Raw genomic sequence first — 15272 nt, 5'->3', positions numbered from 1 at the left:
CACCCACCGACAGTTCGCGGGCTCAGCCGGGATAGAACGGTTTGGCGTCGGGCCTGCTCTGCGGATGTGGCCGCCAGACGTCTCCGACGTCGCTCGCCGTCCACAACCCACTCGCGTCGGCGACGACGATCGGCCGACCCGGCGCGGCCGTGATCGCCCGCATCGGCGGGGTCAGGTTCGAACTGTTGAACTGGTCGAGCCGCAGGCCGTCGACCGGCACGCGCGCCACCGGGATCGAGTCGGACCCGGTCGCCACGATCAGCGTGTCCTGGCTGACCCAGTCGACGTCGACCACGTTGGAGAGCTCCCCCGCCTGCAGGATCCTCGGCGCGCGCAGAGTCACCGACGAACCATCGGTCGCCCGCACCACCGACGCGACCACCAGCTGCCCCCCGGCGATCATCGCGACGCGCGAACCGTCCCGCGACAGCCGCAGGCCACTGATCTGCCCGACCGCGAGCACCTCGGAGGCGTTGACCGACTGCGGGAGCCAGCGGCCGTCGGGACCGCGCACCACCCGCACCACGTTGGTGCCGTCGACCGCGGTCCACAGCTCGCCGGACTCACCGTCGCCGGAGGTCGCGGGCCGCCAGCTCGGCCGGGTCATCGACAAGCCGGGCAGGTCGACGATCTGGTCCTCCTCGGCGTAGGCCCCCACGCGCAGGCGCACCGCCGGCCCGACGCGCTCGACCACGGCGAGCTGGTTTCCGCTGATCGACTGCGCCGCGCTCTCGACGTTGTAGGAGCCGATGCCCGCGGGTCCGTCGATCCCGGCGCCGGAGCGCAGCGACCGGAGTCTGCCCTCGACGGCCATCAGGCCGGGCAGTTCCGAGCTGGGCGAGGCCTGGGCCTCGTACGCGGGCACCTCGCTCGGCCGCCAGTCGATGTGGCCGGGCACGAGCGCCGAGCCGTCCGAGAGCAGCCGGATGCGGCTGGTGGTCACATACTGCAGCGATCTGACGATCTGCGCCGCGATGAGTTCCTTGTCCTGCACGCTGTGTTCCTCGACGCCGGTCAGCGGCACCACGAGCGCTCCGTCGTTCGCGCCGGCCACGTTGCTCTCGAGCGTCGCCGACTCGCCGAGCGGGTTGCGCACGGCGCCGGTGAGCCCGCTGGAGGGACCGGCCAGCAACAGGTCCATCACCCGGGCCGGCAATCCGGACTGCGGCCGCGCGACCACGTAGCGGAGGTCGGGAACGAGCGCGCTGGAGTCCTGCGAGAAGAAGTACACCGGCACGCGGAAGTAGCTGTCGTTGAAGTCGCTGTAGGTCACCAGAATGCTGTCGGGCGGATCGACGATGCGCCACTGTCCGTCGGCCTGCAGTCGCAGGCGAACCGGCACCTGCACGGGCTCGTCGGACGGGATGAATGCGCTGTCCGAGGCGAGCCTGCCGACGAAGTTGCCGCGCACCATCACCAGGCGTTCGTCGGTGTCGGGCGACTGCTGGCTGCCGGGCGCGTAGACGGTGCCGAACTCGTCCTCGATGACCGCGAGGCTCTGGTCGGGCCTCCACTCCCTGCGGGTGTTGCCGGAGAGGTAGGCGCGCGCGGCGGCGTGGTCGTTGGTCGGCTGGGCGCTCGCCCTGACGAACTCGCGCACCACCGACAGCGGATCGAGGTCGGCAGAGGGCTCCGGCACCTCCTGGGTGGGCTGGCCGAGCCGTTCCCTGGGGATGGCCTCGGGCTGTGACTCGGACGGGATCGCCGCGCAGCCGCCGAGGATCACGACACACGCCAAGAACGCGAGCAGTGCCCGCAGCCTGCCCCGGATCACCGGACCTCCTCGTGTTCCACGACCGTGACCGTGAGTTCGGTGTGGCCGTTGTGGGCGACGGGTTCGGCAGGCCGGTCCGGCCGGACGTCCTCGGGCGGCAGCGGCAACGGGCTGTCCCCCATCGGCTCGCCGACATGCCTCGGCAGCGTCAGCCGGAAGCACGAACCCTTGTCGAGCTCGCCCCACGCGTCGAGCACGCCGCCGTGCAGCCGGGCGTCCTCCTGGCTGATGGCCAGGCCGAGCCCGGTGCCGCCGGTGCGCCGGTTCCGGGACGGGTCGGCGCGCCAGAACCGGTTGAACACCAGCTCGGCCTCCCCCGCCCGCAGGCCGACGCCGGAGTCGCGCACGGTCATCGAGACGGCGCCGTCGTTGGCGGCCAGCCGCAGCCGCACCGGCTCGCCCTCGCCGTGGTCGACGGCGTTGGCGAGCAGGTTGCGCATGATGCGCTCGACCCTGCGCGCGTCGACCTCCGCAGTGACCTCGTCCTCGGGCAGCTCCAGCTCGATCGGACTGCCCGCCGTGCCCGCGATGACCTTGACCTGCTCGACGGCCCTGCGCGCGATCGGCCGGACGTCGATGAGCTCGGCCGACAGTTCCTCGACACCCGCGTCGAGCCTGCTGATCTCCAGCAGGTCGCCCAGCAGCGTCTCGAACCGGTCGAGCTCGTCGACCAGCAGCTCGGTGGAGCGGGCGAGGCCTGCGGGGAACTGCTCGCGCGAGGCGTGCAGGACGTCGGCGGCCATGCGGACCGTGGTGAGCGGCGTGCGCAGCTCGTGGGAGACGTCGGAGGTGAACCGGCGCTGCAGCTGGCCGAACTCCTCCAGCTGCCGGATCTGGCGCTGGATGCTCGCCGCCATCTCGTTGTAGGACAGCGCTAGCTTGGCGAGGTCGTCCTCGCCGACCACGTCGAGTCTTCGGTCGAGCTCCCCCTCGGCGAACCGCTCCGCCGCGGCGGCCGCGCGCCGCACCGGCCGCACCACCTGGCGCGTGACCATGTTCGTGATGCCGGCGAGCAGCAGGAGCAGCACGAGAGAGCCGACGAGCAGCGTGTTCTGCACCGTGGCGACGGTGTTCTGCTCGGTGGTCAACGGGAACAGCAGATACAGCTGCAGCGGCCTCGTCGTGGTGGTCACCGGCGTGCCGACGACGAGGTAGGTGATGCCGTCGGCCGTGTGGATCTGTTTGGCCTGCGAGTTGTTCTCGACGAAGTTGCGCAGGCTGCCGGGCACCTTGTCGTAGGGGCCCGCGTAGACGGCGTGCTCCGACGTCTCGTCGGGATCGCCCGCGGCGAGCACCGGCTCGAACGCGCCTGCGGCCGAACTCGCCGAGTCTGCCGTGGCCGTAGAGCTGCTGGTGATCTTCTTGATCGCGTTGGTCAGACGGTTGCGCAGCGCCTCGTCCTGACCCGCGTCACCGACCAGCTCGTTCTCCGCCGTCTGCACGACGACCTGGAGCTGGGCCACCGCGGCCCGCTCCTTGGTGTCCATCAGGCGCTCGGTGATCTGGTTCTGCAGCACCATGCCGAGCACCAGCACCACGGCCGACGACAGCGCGAGCGTCGACACGGTCACCCGGAACTGCACCGAGTGCCGCCACAGCTCACCGAAGGCGACGACCTTGCGCCGACCGAACGTCGCCGCGCGACGGGCCAGCGTTATCGCCGACCAGCCGAAGGCGGCCAGTCGTTGTTTCATACCCCGATTATGGTGGGCCGGCCTTGTAACCCACACCGCGGACGGTCAGCACGACCTCAGGATGCTCCGGATCCTTCTCGACCTTGGAGCGCAGGCGCTGGACGTGCACGTTCACGAGCCGGGTGTCGGCGGCGTGCCGGTAGCCCCACACCTGCTCGAGCAGCACCTCGCGGGTGAACACCTGGCGCGGCTTGCGGGCCAGCGCCACGAGGAGGTCGAACTCCAGCGGCGTGAGCGGGATGGCCTTGCCCTCCCTGGTGACCTCGTGGCCGGGCACGTCGATCGCCAGGTCGCCGATGGTGAGGCTCTCGGCGGGCTCCGACTCGGTGCGGCGCATACGGGCGCGCACCCTGGCGACGAGCTCCTTGGGCTTGAACGGCTTGACCACGTAGTCGTCGGCACCGGACTCGAGTCCCAGGACGATGTCCACGGTGTCGCTCTTGGCCGTCAACATGACGATCGGAACGCCGGACTCGGCCCTGATGGCCTTGCAGACGTCGATCCCGTTCATGCCCGGCAGCATCAGGTCGAGCAGCACGAGGTCGGGCTTCAGCTCACGCAACGCGGGCAGCGCACGTGAGCCGTCGGCGACCACGGCGGTGTCGAACCCCTCGCCGCGGAGCACGATGGTCAGCATCTCAGCCAGAGCAGGGTCGTCGTCGACGACCAGCACACGTGCCTTCATGACCACATATTCGCACTGTAGCGACGCGCCGTGTGCACGACCCAGCGATGCGGTGGCCAGACTAGCCCGGTTGGACGATCCCCGGGACGGCTCCGAGTACAGTGTGCGGCCGTTTGCTCACCCGCGGTGTTTCACCGCTCACCCCGCGCACCATTTCGACTCGTGAACCAGCCGTCCTCGTGCGACAGCGAATTGTTGCTTATCGTGAGACGATTATCGCCATGTGCAACAAACTGTTTCGATCTCATTACCGGACAAGGAATTCACGTATCGATATCGCGCTCAGGTCCCCCGAACGGCCGAGCGGTCTTGATCTGACCAGATAGTGTTGCGCCATGCGGAACTCCGATGAGCCCAAGGGAGCCGCCAGCCCGGTCCAATCCGTGGATCGGGCGATCAACGTGCTGGAACTGCTCGCCCGCAACGGGGAAGCGGGGATCACGGAGATCGCGGACGAACTGGGAGTACACAAATCGACCGCGTCGAGGCTGGTGGGCGCGCTGGAAGCCCGAAGCCTCGTCGAACAACTCGGGGAACGTGGGAAGTACGCGATCGGCTTCGGCATCGTGCGGCTCGCAGGCGCCGCCACCGGGCGGATGGATCTGGCCAGACTCGGCACCCAGACCTGTCAGTCACTGGCCGACTCGCTGGGCGAAACGGTGAACATCGCCGTGGCCGACGGCGGGATCGCGATCAACATCAGCCAGGCCGTGGGAACGGCGTCGATCACGGCGCAGAACTGGACCGGACGACGCACCCCGCTGCACGCCACGTCGAGCGGCAAGGTCCTGCTCGCGTTCATGAGCAGCCCCGAACGACGCAAGGTGCTGCACCGCAAGCTGGAGGAGTTCACCCCGAGGACGCTCACCGCCACCGACGCGCTCTCCTCGGAGCTGGATCGAGTCCTGGACGACGGCTACGCGGCGTGCTTCGAGGAGTTCGAACTCGGCCTGCACGCCGTGGCGGTACCGATCTTCGGCACCGGCGGTGACGTGATCGCGGCGATGAGCGCATCGGGCCCCTCGTATCGCCTGTCCCGGCAACGGATCCGGCAGCTCGTCCGGCCCATGTCCGACGCGGCCGCCGAATTGTCCGGCCAGCTCGGCCATTACCCGACCTGACGGCGCTTTCCGCCGTATCCCGCTGTCCACAACGGACCACGTCGCGACTGTCCTCTGTGGTCACCGGAGCGAAGCCGGGAACTCCTCGGTGCCGAGCACCCGCAGCAGTTCCAGCCGTTCGCGGGCCTCGGCGTCGGCGGGGGTGAGCACCAGCAGCAGCTGACGCTGGTCCGGCGTCATCAGCGTCTCGCAGTCCAGCAGCAGGCGGCCGACGCGCGGGTGCAGCAGCGTCTTGCGGTCGGCGCGCCGGACGCCCACCTCGTGATCCGCCCAACGCCGCCGGAACTCGGGGCTCGCCTCCCGCAGCCGGTCGACGAGCCCGGTCACCTCGGCGTCGCCGGAGCGGCGGCCCGCCGTCGCGCGCAGGTCGGCCACGAGCTGCCTGCTCTGGCGCTCGTGCTCCTCGGGCGGGGCGACAGCGCGGGCGGACGGTTCGGTGAACCAGCGGTAGGCGAGGTAACGCCGATCGCCGGTCAGGCCGGTGTGCTCCCCCGACAGCAGCACGTTCGCCCGGTTCTGGGCGAGCACCTCACCGAGGTCGGAGAGCACCAGCGCCGGGGTGTCGCCCAGCAGGTCGAGCATGCGGATCAGGCCCGCGCGGGCCAGGCCGGCGACGCCCTCGGCAGGTGGTGGCCGGTGCCCCGCCAGGTAGAACAGGTGGTCGCGCTCGTCGTCGGACAGGCGCAGTGCCCTGGCCAGCGCGCCGAGCAGCTGGGTGGAGGGCTGGCTGCTGCGCCCCTGTTCGAGCCGCACCACGTAGTCCACCGACATGCCCGCGAGCATCGCCACCTCCTCGCGGCGCAGCCCCGCGGTGCGGCGGCGGGGGCCGTCGGCGATGCCGACCTCGGCGGGCCGGATCGCCTCCCGGCGGCGCCGCAGGAAGTCGGCGAGCTCGGCACGTTCCATCCCGTCATCGTCCCCCGCGGCGCCGTGCCCAGCCAGGGAGCGGCTCTCCCCCGATAGACGCTCGCTGCCCGGCGACGCCGAACCGCCGCAGGCTGGAAGACGGATCGACGACGAAGGAGAACGCGATGCGGACACGAAATCTGGGCGACACCGGACCCGCCGTCTCGGCACTGGGTCTCGGCGCGATGGGCATGTCGGGCGCCTACGGGGCCTCCGACCCCGCCGAGAGCATCGCCACCGTGCACGCCGCGCTGGACGCGGGCGTCACGCTGATCGACACCGGCGACTTCTACGGCATGGGGCACAACGAACTGCTGCTCGCCGAGGCCCTGCGCGGCCGGGACCGGGACAGCTACCAGTTGAGCGTGAAGTTCGGGGTACTCGGCGCACCGGGCAACCAGCTGATCGGGCACGACGCCAGGCCGGAGGCGGTGAAGTCGTTTCTCGCCCACACGCTGACCCGGCTGGGCACCGACCACGTGGACGTCTACCGGCCGGCCAGGCTGGATCCGACGGTGCCGATCGAGGACACCGTGGGCGCGATCAAGGAGATGATCGACGCCGGGTACGTGCGTCACCTCGGGCTCTCGGAGGTCGGCGCGGACACGATCCGCAGGGCACACGCGGTGCATCCGGTCGTGGACCTGCAGATCGAGTACTCGGTGATCTCCCGCGCGGTCGAGGCGGAGGTGCTGCCGACGCTGAGGGAGCTCGGCATCGGCATGACCGCCTACGGCGTCCTGTCGCGCGGTCTGCTGTCCGGCAGCTGGTCGGCCGAGCAGGCAGCCGCCGACGACGGCCGCGTCCACATGCCGCGGTTCGAGGGCGGGAACCTGGAGCACAACCTCGGCCTCGTGGCCGCGCTGCGCCGGGTCGCCGAGGCGAAGGGCTGCACGGTCACCCAGCTGGCCATCGCGTGGGTGGCGGCGCAGGGCGAGGACATCGTGCCGCTGGCGGGCGCACGCACCCGGCAGCGGCTGGCCGAGGCACTGCCCGCGCTGGACGTGGACCTCACCTCGGACGACCTCGCCGAGATCGAGAAGGCGGTGCCGCTGGGATCGGCGCGTGGCGACCGCTACCCGGCGGCGTTCATGTCCGCGCTCGGCGTGGGCAACTGAGTCAGTCGCCGGGCGGGTTCAGGGCCAGGGCGAGCGCGACGGCGTCGACCCGGTCGGCGCCGTCGACGACGTGCCACGGCGAGAGCCAGTTCGTCTCGGCGAGCTGGTCGTAGACCCCGGCGCAGCGAGCCTGCAGCCCGTCGTCGGACTCGAACGCGTCCTTGCGGCGGTCGTCGTCGGCTCGCGCCCTGCTCTCGGCGCGGGCGGCGGCGACCTCGGGCGCGACGCGCAGCAGGACGTGCGCGTCGGGCACCGGCAGACCGAAGCGATCGAGCTCCAGCTGCCGCACCCACTCCACCACCTCGCTGTCGGCGCCCTGGTGCAGGCGGGCGGCCTGGTAGGCGGCGTTGGAGGCGACGTAGCGGTCGAGCAGCACGACGTCGTGGGTGCGCAGGTCCTCGCGGATGCCGGCCGCCGCGTCGCGCCGGTCCAGCGCGTAGAGCAGCCCCATGCCGTAGACGGACTCGCCGAGGTCGCCGTGCGCGCCGTGCAGCGCCTCGCGCACGAGATCGGCGTGCACACTGACGCCGTAGCGGGGAAACGCCAGCGTCGCGACGCTCGCTCCCGCGTCGTGCAACGCCTTCGTGAGGGCGTCGGTCAGCGTCCGCTTGCCCGCGCCGTCCAGCCCCTCGATGACCACCAGTCGACCCACGCGCGTCAGCCTAGTCAGCACACGTGGAGGCCGTTCGCGACCGCCGCCTCGGCCTGCCGCTCGTCGCGGGTCACGAACGTCACGGGTTCGTCGCCGACGAGCGCTGCCGTGTCGTGCAACGCCACAGCGAGATGCAGAGCGTCCAACGTCCGCAGCGTGTGGTGTTCGCACACCAGTCGATACGCGGCGGAGAGGGCACTCGGCGGATCGAACGGCACCAGCGTCAGTGCACCGGAGGAGGAGTCGGCGTCGAACTGGGCGAGCGCAGGCCGGGCATCCGGGATCCGGCCGGAGTTGCGTGCCGTTGCGACCGCGCTCGCAAACTCGATCCTGGTCAGCTCACTCGTGATCACCCGGTGCCCGCTCTCGTACAGCAGGCTCGACAGTTCGGCGCAGTCCGGTTCATCAGGCATGTTGGCACGCACGATGGCGCTGGTGTCCGCGTACAGCACGGTCACCGTTCGCCTCGTGTCCAGTCGAGCGCCTCGCTGACGGCCGTGCCCGTACCTCGCATCAGCGCGGCGAGCTGCTGTCGCCCCGGGGCGGGGCTGTCCGGCTCGAACGCGACGGCCTTGCCCTCCGCGACCATGCGGCGGTGCCACTCCCGTGGGCTCTCGTCTTCCTGGACGGCAGCTTCCAGCAACCCGGTCACCAGGTCGTTGACGCTGCGCCCTTCGGCGGCGGCCTTGGCCTTGACCTTGGCGTGCAGGTCGTCGTCGATCCGCGCGATGAGCTGCTTCACCGAACCATGATAGCAATCCGTCCACGCATGATAACGTAGCGAGCTACCCGAACTCAGTAGCGATAGTGGTCCGGCTTGAACGGGCCCTCCACGTCCACGTCGATGTACTCGGCCTGGTCCTTCGACAGCTTCGTCAGCTCGCCGCCGAGAGCCTGGAGGTGGATCTTGGCGACCTTCTCGTCGAGCTGTTTCGGCAGGCGGTACACCTCGTTGTCGTACTCCTCGTACTTCGTGAAGAGCTCGACCTGGGCGATGACCTGGTTGGAGAAGCTGTTGGACATCACGAAGCTCGGGTGCCCAGTGGCGTTGCCGAGGTTGAGCAGCCTGCCCTCCGAGAGCACGAGCACCGAGTGCCCGTCAGGGAAGGTCCACTCGTCGACCTGGGGTTTGATGTTCTCCCTGCGGACACCCGGATAGCGCGCGAGCCCGGCCATGTCGAGCTCGTTGTCGAAGTGGCCGATGTTGCCGACGATCGTCTGGTGCTTCATCAGCGCCATGTGCTCTGCCATGACGACGTCCTTGTTGCCCGTCGTGGTGATCACGATGTCGGCCTCGGGCAGCACGCTCTCCAGCTTCTTCACCTGGTAGCCGTCCATCGCGGCCTGCAGCGCGCAGATCGGGTCGATTTCGGTGACGACCACTCGCGCGCCCTGCCCGCGCAGCGACTCGGCCGCGCCCTTGCCGACGTCGCCGTAGCCGCAGACGACCGCGACCTTGCCGCCGATGAGCACGTCGGTGCCCCGGTTGATGCCGTCGACCAGCGAGTGGCGGATGCCGTAGCGGTTGTCGAACTTGCTCTTGGTCACCGCGTCGTTGACGTTGATCGCGGGGAACAGCAGCTCACCCGCGGCCGCGAGCTGGTAGAGCCGCAGCACGCCGGTGGTGGTCTCCTCGGTGACGCCGCGGATGCCCTCGCCGATCTTGGTCCACTTGCCGGAGTCGGCCGTGAGGGACTCGCGCAGCAGCCGCAGGAAGACCTTCCACTCGTCGGGGTCGTTGTCGTCGCCGGGCGGCACCACGCCCGCGCGCTCGAACTCGGCCCCCTTGTGCACGAGCATGGTGGCGTCGCCGCCGTCGTCGAGGATCATGTTCGGACCCTCGCCGTTCCACGTGAGCATGCGCTCGGTGCACCACCAGTACTCGGCGAGCGACTCGCCCTTCCACGCGAACACCGGCACGCCCTGCGGCTCCTCCGGCGTCCCGTGCGGGCCGACGACGACGGCCGCGGCGGCGTGGTCCTGGGTGGAGAAGATGTTGCAGGAGGCCCAGCGGACCTCGGCGCCGAGAGACACGAGCGTCTCGATCAGCACCGCGGTCTGCACGGTCATGTGCAGCGAGCCGGAGACCCGCGCACCCCGCAGCGGGTAGACCTCGGAGTACTCCCTGCGCAGCGCCATCAGGCCCGGCATCTCGTGCTCGGCGAGCCGGATCTCCTTGCGGCCGAACTCGGCCAGCGACAGGTCGGCGACGGCGAAGTCGACACCGTTTCGCGTCTGGTGCAGCGATGCAACGCTTTCAGGGGCCATCTCGGAACAATCCTCCAGACTCGCTGTGCGGCCAACCGGGCAGACCGGTAACCGCAGATTACCGTTGTTCCTTCTTCACCAGCCCCTATTGGCCCCAGCGAGCAAGGAGACCCTCAGGTGCCCCTCCCCGGCCCCGACACCCGCGTCGTCGAACTGCGCGTCCCGGGGCTGATAGGTACGAGCGGCGAGTCGCTGCTGGACTCCGTCGGCACCGTGGCCGTCGCGGGCGACGGGGTGGGCCGGGTCATCCGTCCTTCCGACCGGCTCCGCAGGCCGGCGCCGGGACCCGTGCTGCAGGCGCTGGGCCGCTCGGTGCCGCGCACACTCGAGGGCTACCTGTGGAACCGGATGACCTCGGGCGGGGCCGCGAAGGCCACGTGGGCGCTGCTGTTCCCGTTCTCGCTGGCGAACGTGGCGCACTGGATGCTGCCGCCCGTTCCGCCCGGCAAGCGGACGGCCGCGCTGCTCGGCACGGTGTGCCGGAGCCTGCTCCGGATCGCCTCGCTGCTGCTGACGATGCTGCTGGTGAGCCAGCTCGCCGTCGTGACGCTCGACCTGTTCGCCGCGCAGTGCCTCGCGCCGGGTGCCGCGTGCCTGTCCGCTGCGCCGTCGTGGCTTCGCGAGGTCGATGGCGTGCGCACCGCGATCGGTGTCGTGCCACTGCTGCTCGTGGTGTTCGTGTTGTTCCGGGTGTCGTCGGCGCGGTGGCGGGTGACGGCACCGGAGCGCGACCCTCGCCCTGCACAGCGTCTGCCGGGCGACGAGCTGGTCGACGGCGCCGACACGGCGATGCTGCGTTGCATGCACACGGTCGCCGCGCTCGCCGTCGTCGCGCTGCTACTGCTCGGCGGCCCGCTGCGGGTGCCGGAGCCCACCGTCGACGCCGTGCTGTGGTTCGCCACGCTCGCCCTGCTCGGCATCGCGCTGCTCGCCACGGCGCTGCGCACGCACCGGATGCTGCCCGCCGTCGCGCGCGGGGTGCTCGTCACGCTCGCCGCCGCGCTGACCGTGGCGGCGGCCGTCGTGCGGACCCCACTGCCGACCGGGCTCACCGGCACCGACGACACCGTCGAGGGCATCGGCGCCGTGCTGCTCGTGGTCTGTGTGCTGTTCGGCCTCCTGCTCGTCCCGGCGGCTCTGCTCGGGAGGCAGGCGTGGGCCTCGCTGCCCCGTCGCCTCCGGCCGTGGGCCGGCGGCTGGGCCGCCGCACCGGCGCTCGCGCTCGCGGGACTGCTCGGCGGCGGATTCGGTGCCGGGCTCGCGATCGCGCTGCGGCAGCTCGTCGGCGCCGGGCAGCTCCGCCTGCCGGAGAGCTACTCGCTGATCACCCTGCTCTGGGGCGCGGGGCTGGCCGTGGCCGCGCTGCTCACGGTGCTCGGCTTCGCCGTCGCGGTGCCGCTGCGCCGGGCCCGCAGGGGGATCCCCGACGTCGTGCGGCTGATGGAGACGCAGGAGAAGGACGAGCAGGACGCCGCGGACGCGTGGGCGCGGTCGAGCTGGGAACGCAAGTACCTGCACCGCATCGTGCTGACGATCGTGTTCGTGCTCAGCGTCGGTGTCGCGGCGCTGCTGGCGGTCCGGGTCGGCTACGGCTCGGTCCCGGACTGGCTGGATCCCTTCACCGGCGTGGGTGTGCTGGCGCTGGGCGCGCTCGCCGCCGGACTGCTGCGCGTGGTCTACACGGCGGCGACAGGTCCCGAGCGGAGCCGCCACCTCGGCGCGTTCTCCGACCTCGTGTGCTTCTGGCCGAGGGCCGCGCACCCGGCGGTGCCGCCCTCGTACGCGCTCAAGGTGGTGCCCGAACTCGCCCAGCGCGCCAAGGAACACCTCGCCGAGCCGAACACGCGCGTGGTGCTCGCCGGCTATCACGTCGGCGGGCTGCTCGCGGTGATGAGCGCGGCGCGCCTGGCCGCGGAGCTGCCTGCGAGCGACCGCGAACGCCTCGGCGTGGTGACGGCCGGAGCGCCGCTGCAGTGGGGCTACCAGCGCGCCTTCCCCGCGGTGTTCCCGCACGACTCACTCGCCAGGCTCAACGGGATGCTCGACGGGCGCTGGCGCGGGCTGTGCCGTGGCACCGACACCTTCGGCGGCGGCGCCACGACGTGGCGGCACCAGGTGGCGGGCGACAAGCTGCTGGGTGTCGGCTACCGGCCCGACGGCAGCGTCGGCGCCTTGGACCCCGCCGTGCAGGGCCCCACCGGCGCGCTGGTGCTCGGCGGCGACCACTGGCTGCCCGACCCGATGCGTGAGCCGATCAACGGCAGGCGCTGGGTCGCGGGCGTGCGCAGGCACGCCGACTACGTCGCCGACCCCGAATGGGACCGCGCCGTCGTGCTCGCGGCCGGACTGGAACGGGCCGACATGACGGCGCGGCTGGCCGAACAGGTCCCTCTCTTCGAGGGTCTGCTCGGCCAGCCGCGCGTCAGGGACTGACCGGGTAGGGCTCAGTCGGACGAGGAGACCGGACCAGGCTCCTCGGCCTGTTCCTTCTCCTGCTCCTTGATCCTCTTGCCGAGCAGCGAGTGCCGCTTGCTGTAGGCGAAGTAGACGACCACGCCGAGCGCCATCCAGGCCAGGAACCGGACCCAGGTGAGCACGGTCAGGTTCAGCATCAGCCACACGCAGGCGACGATCGCCAGGATCGGGATCACCGGAACCCACGGCACGCGGAAGCCGCGCGGCAGGTCGGGCCGCGTCTTGCGCAGCACCAGCACACCCGCCGACACCAGCACGAACGCGAACAGCGTGCCGACGTTGACCATTTCCTCGAGCTTGTCGGCCTCGAAGAACGTGGCGGCGATGGCGACGACGATGCCGACCAGGATGTTGACGCGCACCGGGGTGCCGCGCTTGCCGGTCTTGGCGAGCTTGCGCGGGACCAGTCCGTCGCGCGCCATCGCGAACAGCACGCGCTGCTGGCCGAGCATCAGCACCATGACCACCGTGGTGAGACCGGCGAGCGCGCCGACGGAGATGATGTTTGCCGCCCAGTCGACGCCGTTGAGTGAGAACGCCGTGGCGAGCGTCTTGCGGCCCTCCGGCTCGGCGTCCGTGGCCAGGTCGGTGTAGGGCACCATGCCCGAGACCACGAGCGAGGTCGCCACGTAGAGCACGGTGACGATCGCGAGCGAGCCGAGGATGCCTCGCGGGACGTTGCGCTGCGGGTTGCGGGTCTCCTCCGCGGTGGTGGCGACGATGTCGAAGCCGATGAACGCGAAGAACACCAGCGAGGCGCCCGCAAGCAGGCCGAACGCACCGTAGACGCTGGTGGAACCGCCGACCAGCACGGAGAACAGCGACTGCTCGATGCCCTGGCCGGCCTCACCGCCCTCGCCCGCCGGCGGGATGAACGGCGTGTAGTTGTCCGGGCTGATGTAGGCGATGCCGAGGACGATCACGAAGAGGATGATCACGACCTTCATCGCCGTGATCACGATGCTGAAGCGCGAGGACAGCTTGGTGCCCGCCGTCAGCAGCCCGGCCAGGATGCCGACCAGCAGCAGCGAACCCCAGTCGGCGCTGATGCCGCCGATGTCCACCGTTGTCGAGGCGCCCTCGCCGAACGCGGCGACGAGCACGTCCTGGAGGTAGACCGACCAGCCCTTGGCGACCGCGGCCGCGGCCACCGAGAACTCGAGGATGAGGTCCCAGCCGATGATCCACGCGAGGAACTCGCCGAACGTGGCGTAGGAGAAGGTGTAGGCGCTACCCGCGACCGGCACCGTCGAGGCGAACTCGGCGTAGCAGAGCGCCGCGAGGCCACACGCGATCCCGGCGAAGGTGAACGCGAGCGCCACCGACGGGCCGGACATGTCACCCGCGGTGCGCGCGGTGAGCGTGAAGATGCCCGCACCGATCATCACGGCGACACCGAAAACGGTCAGGTCCCACGCGCCGAGGTTTCTTCGGAGCCGGGTCCCCGGCTCGTCGGTATCGGCTATGGATTGCTCGACAGACTTGGTCCGCCACATACCGGTTCCCGGCACGGTCTCCTCCTTGAAACGCCTGGATTACAGGACCGGCGGGTCACACTAATCGGTGAGTTCGGGCAGAGTCAGGCGAGGGCCCGGTCCAGGTCGGGCTCCAGGTAGATGAGCCGTGCGGCGGGAACTTTCGCCCGCACGCGCCGTTCGGCCTCGTCGATCGCGGTCGCCACGTCGCGCATGGGCAGGCCGCTGCGCAGCGCGAGCTTGGCCGCCACCAGCAGCTCGTCGGGACCGAGGTACTGGGTGCGGATGTGGATGACGCGCTCGATGTCGCCCGAGACGAGCTCACCGACGATGGTCTCGAGTTCGCGCTCGCCCGCGCCCTCGCCGATCAGCAGACTCTTCGTCTCGATGATGAGCGTGACGGCGATGACACCGAGCAGCACGCCGATCATGATCGTGCCGACGCCGTCCCACACCGCGTCGCCGGTGAGCACGGAGAGCCCCACGCCCAGTAGCGCGAAGACGAGACCGAACAGGGCTCCGGCGTCCTCGAGCAGCACCACCGGCAGCTCGGGGGTCTTGGACTGCCGGATGAAACCCCACCACGTCGTGTCGCCCTTGATCTTGCGCGACTCGACGATGGCGGTGCGGAAGCTGTAGCTCTCGAGCGCGATGGCGACGAGCAGGATCACCACGGCCACCAGCGGCGAGGTCAGGTCCTCGGGGTGCTGGACCTTGTGGATGCCCTCGTAGAGCGCGAACGCCGAGCCGAGCGTGAACAGCATCAGCGCGACGACGAAGGCGTAGAAGTAGCGGTCGCGGCCGTAGCCGAACGGGTGCTCCTTCGTGGCCCTGCGACGCGAGGTCTTCTGGCCGAGCAGGAGCAGGCCCTGGTTGGAGGTGTCGGCGACCGAGTGCACGGACTCGGCCAGCATCGACGACGAGCCGGTGATGAGAAAGCCGACGAACTTGGCCACCGCGATGCCCGCGTTGGCGCCCAGTGCCGCCAGGATCGCCTTGGTGCCGCCGCTTGCTGCCACCCTCGCCCCCTCGGGTTCTCGTGGGATCGACGGCGTGCAGCTTAGGACGCTCCGCGGGCCGGTGCGTAAACTTTCTGGCCTTCAG

The 15272-nt window shown here is 70.4% G+C and carries 13 protein-coding genes; 3 read left to right on the top strand and 10 right to left on the bottom strand.

Going from position 1 to position 15272, the window contains the following annotated elements:
- Nucleotides 1-22: 22 nt before the first annotated feature.
- Genes JHE00_RS15410 through mtrA form a run of 3 tightly spaced genes read right to left on the bottom strand, consistent with a single transcriptional unit; the run spans nucleotide 23 to nucleotide 4153 of the window.
- Entirely contained in the window at nucleotides 23-1774 is a 1752-nt protein-coding gene (locus JHE00_RS15410; RefSeq protein ID WP_200318742.1) for an LpqB family beta-propeller domain-containing protein, read from the bottom strand.
- Complete coding sequence (mtrB, locus tag JHE00_RS15405) at nucleotides 1771-3468, bottom strand: MtrAB system histidine kinase MtrB (protein ID WP_200318741.1); 1698 nt, start codon at nucleotides 3466-3468, stop codon at nucleotides 1771-1773. The genes JHE00_RS15410 and mtrB overlap by 4 nt, the downstream gene beginning before the upstream one ends.
- A gap of 7 nt (nucleotides 3469-3475) precedes the next feature.
- Nucleotides 3476-4153 carry an MtrAB system response regulator MtrA gene (gene mtrA, locus JHE00_RS15400; RefSeq protein WP_200318740.1) on the bottom strand — a complete coding sequence of 226 codons (678 nt, stop codon included), beginning with the start codon at nucleotides 4151-4153 and terminating at the stop codon, nucleotides 3476-3478.
- A gap of 335 nt (nucleotides 4154-4488) precedes the next feature.
- Here mtrA and JHE00_RS15395 point away from each other — a divergent pair, with 335 nt between their 5' ends.
- Nucleotides 4489-5274 (top strand): IclR family transcriptional regulator, encoded by a 786-nt coding sequence (locus tag JHE00_RS15395; protein ID WP_200318739.1) that lies wholly within the window; start codon nucleotides 4489-4491, stop codon nucleotides 5272-5274.
- A gap of 60 nt (nucleotides 5275-5334) precedes the next feature.
- Here the strand turns inward: JHE00_RS15395 and JHE00_RS15390 are convergent, their stop codons facing one another.
- Nucleotides 5335-6180 (bottom strand): helix-turn-helix transcriptional regulator, encoded by an 846-nt coding sequence (locus JHE00_RS15390; protein WP_200318738.1) that lies wholly within the window; start codon nucleotides 6178-6180, stop codon nucleotides 5335-5337.
- Nucleotides 6181-6305: 125 nt separating this feature from the next.
- Here JHE00_RS15390 and JHE00_RS15385 point away from each other — a divergent pair, with 125 nt between their 5' ends.
- Entirely contained in the window at nucleotides 6306-7298 is a 993-nt protein-coding gene (locus JHE00_RS15385; protein ID WP_200318737.1) for an aldo/keto reductase, read from the top strand.
- Nucleotide 7299: 1 nt separating this feature from the next.
- Here the strand turns inward: JHE00_RS15385 and JHE00_RS15380 are convergent, their stop codons facing one another.
- The 4 genes from JHE00_RS15380 to ahcY are packed head-to-tail and all read right to left on the bottom strand — an operon-like array spanning nucleotide 7300 to nucleotide 10218.
- Entirely contained in the window at nucleotides 7300-7950 is a 651-nt protein-coding gene (locus JHE00_RS15380) for a dTMP kinase (RefSeq protein ID WP_200318736.1), read from the bottom strand.
- Between the two features lie 14 nt (nucleotides 7951-7964).
- Entirely contained in the window at nucleotides 7965-8408 is a 444-nt protein-coding gene (locus JHE00_RS15375) for a type II toxin-antitoxin system VapC family toxin (protein WP_307831955.1), read from the bottom strand.
- On the bottom strand, nucleotides 8405-8692 hold the full coding sequence (locus tag JHE00_RS15370) for a toxin-antitoxin system HicB family antitoxin (protein WP_200318735.1): 288 nt from the start codon (nucleotides 8690-8692) through the stop codon (nucleotides 8405-8407). Before JHE00_RS15370 ends, JHE00_RS15375 begins: the two co-directional genes overlap by 4 nt.
- A 53-nt stretch (nucleotides 8693-8745) precedes the next feature.
- Complete coding sequence (gene ahcY / locus JHE00_RS15365) at nucleotides 8746-10218, bottom strand: adenosylhomocysteinase (protein WP_200318734.1); 1473 nt, start codon at nucleotides 10216-10218, stop codon at nucleotides 8746-8748.
- A gap of 117 nt (nucleotides 10219-10335) precedes the next feature.
- Here ahcY and JHE00_RS15360 point away from each other — a divergent pair, with 117 nt between their 5' ends.
- Nucleotides 10336-12651 carry a hypothetical protein gene (locus tag JHE00_RS15360; protein WP_200318733.1) on the top strand — a complete coding sequence of 772 codons (2316 nt, stop codon included), beginning with the start codon at nucleotides 10336-10338 and terminating at the stop codon, nucleotides 12649-12651.
- Between the two features lie 11 nt (nucleotides 12652-12662).
- On the opposite strand, the gene JHE00_RS15355 is transcribed toward JHE00_RS15360, so the two are convergent.
- Both JHE00_RS15355 and JHE00_RS15350 read right to left on the bottom strand, forming a co-directional pair.
- Nucleotides 12663-14204: an amino acid permease gene (locus JHE00_RS15355; RefSeq protein WP_200318732.1), complete on the bottom strand. Its 1542-nt coding sequence runs from the start codon at nucleotides 14202-14204 to the stop codon at nucleotides 12663-12665.
- A 68-nt stretch (nucleotides 14205-14272) separates the two neighbouring features.
- Nucleotides 14273-15187 carry a cation diffusion facilitator family transporter gene (locus tag JHE00_RS15350; protein ID WP_200318731.1) on the bottom strand — a complete coding sequence of 305 codons (915 nt, stop codon included), beginning with the start codon at nucleotides 15185-15187 and terminating at the stop codon, nucleotides 14273-14275.
- Nucleotides 15188-15272 lie beyond the last annotated feature (85 nt).

The organism is Prauserella cavernicola (assembly GCF_016595675.1).
GTDB classification, from domain to species: Bacteria; Actinomycetota; Actinomycetes; order Mycobacteriales; family Pseudonocardiaceae; genus Prauserella_A; species Prauserella_A cavernicola.
Note: the sequence above shows the minus strand (reverse complement) of the source record. Positions and strands in the feature narration are given on the sequence as shown.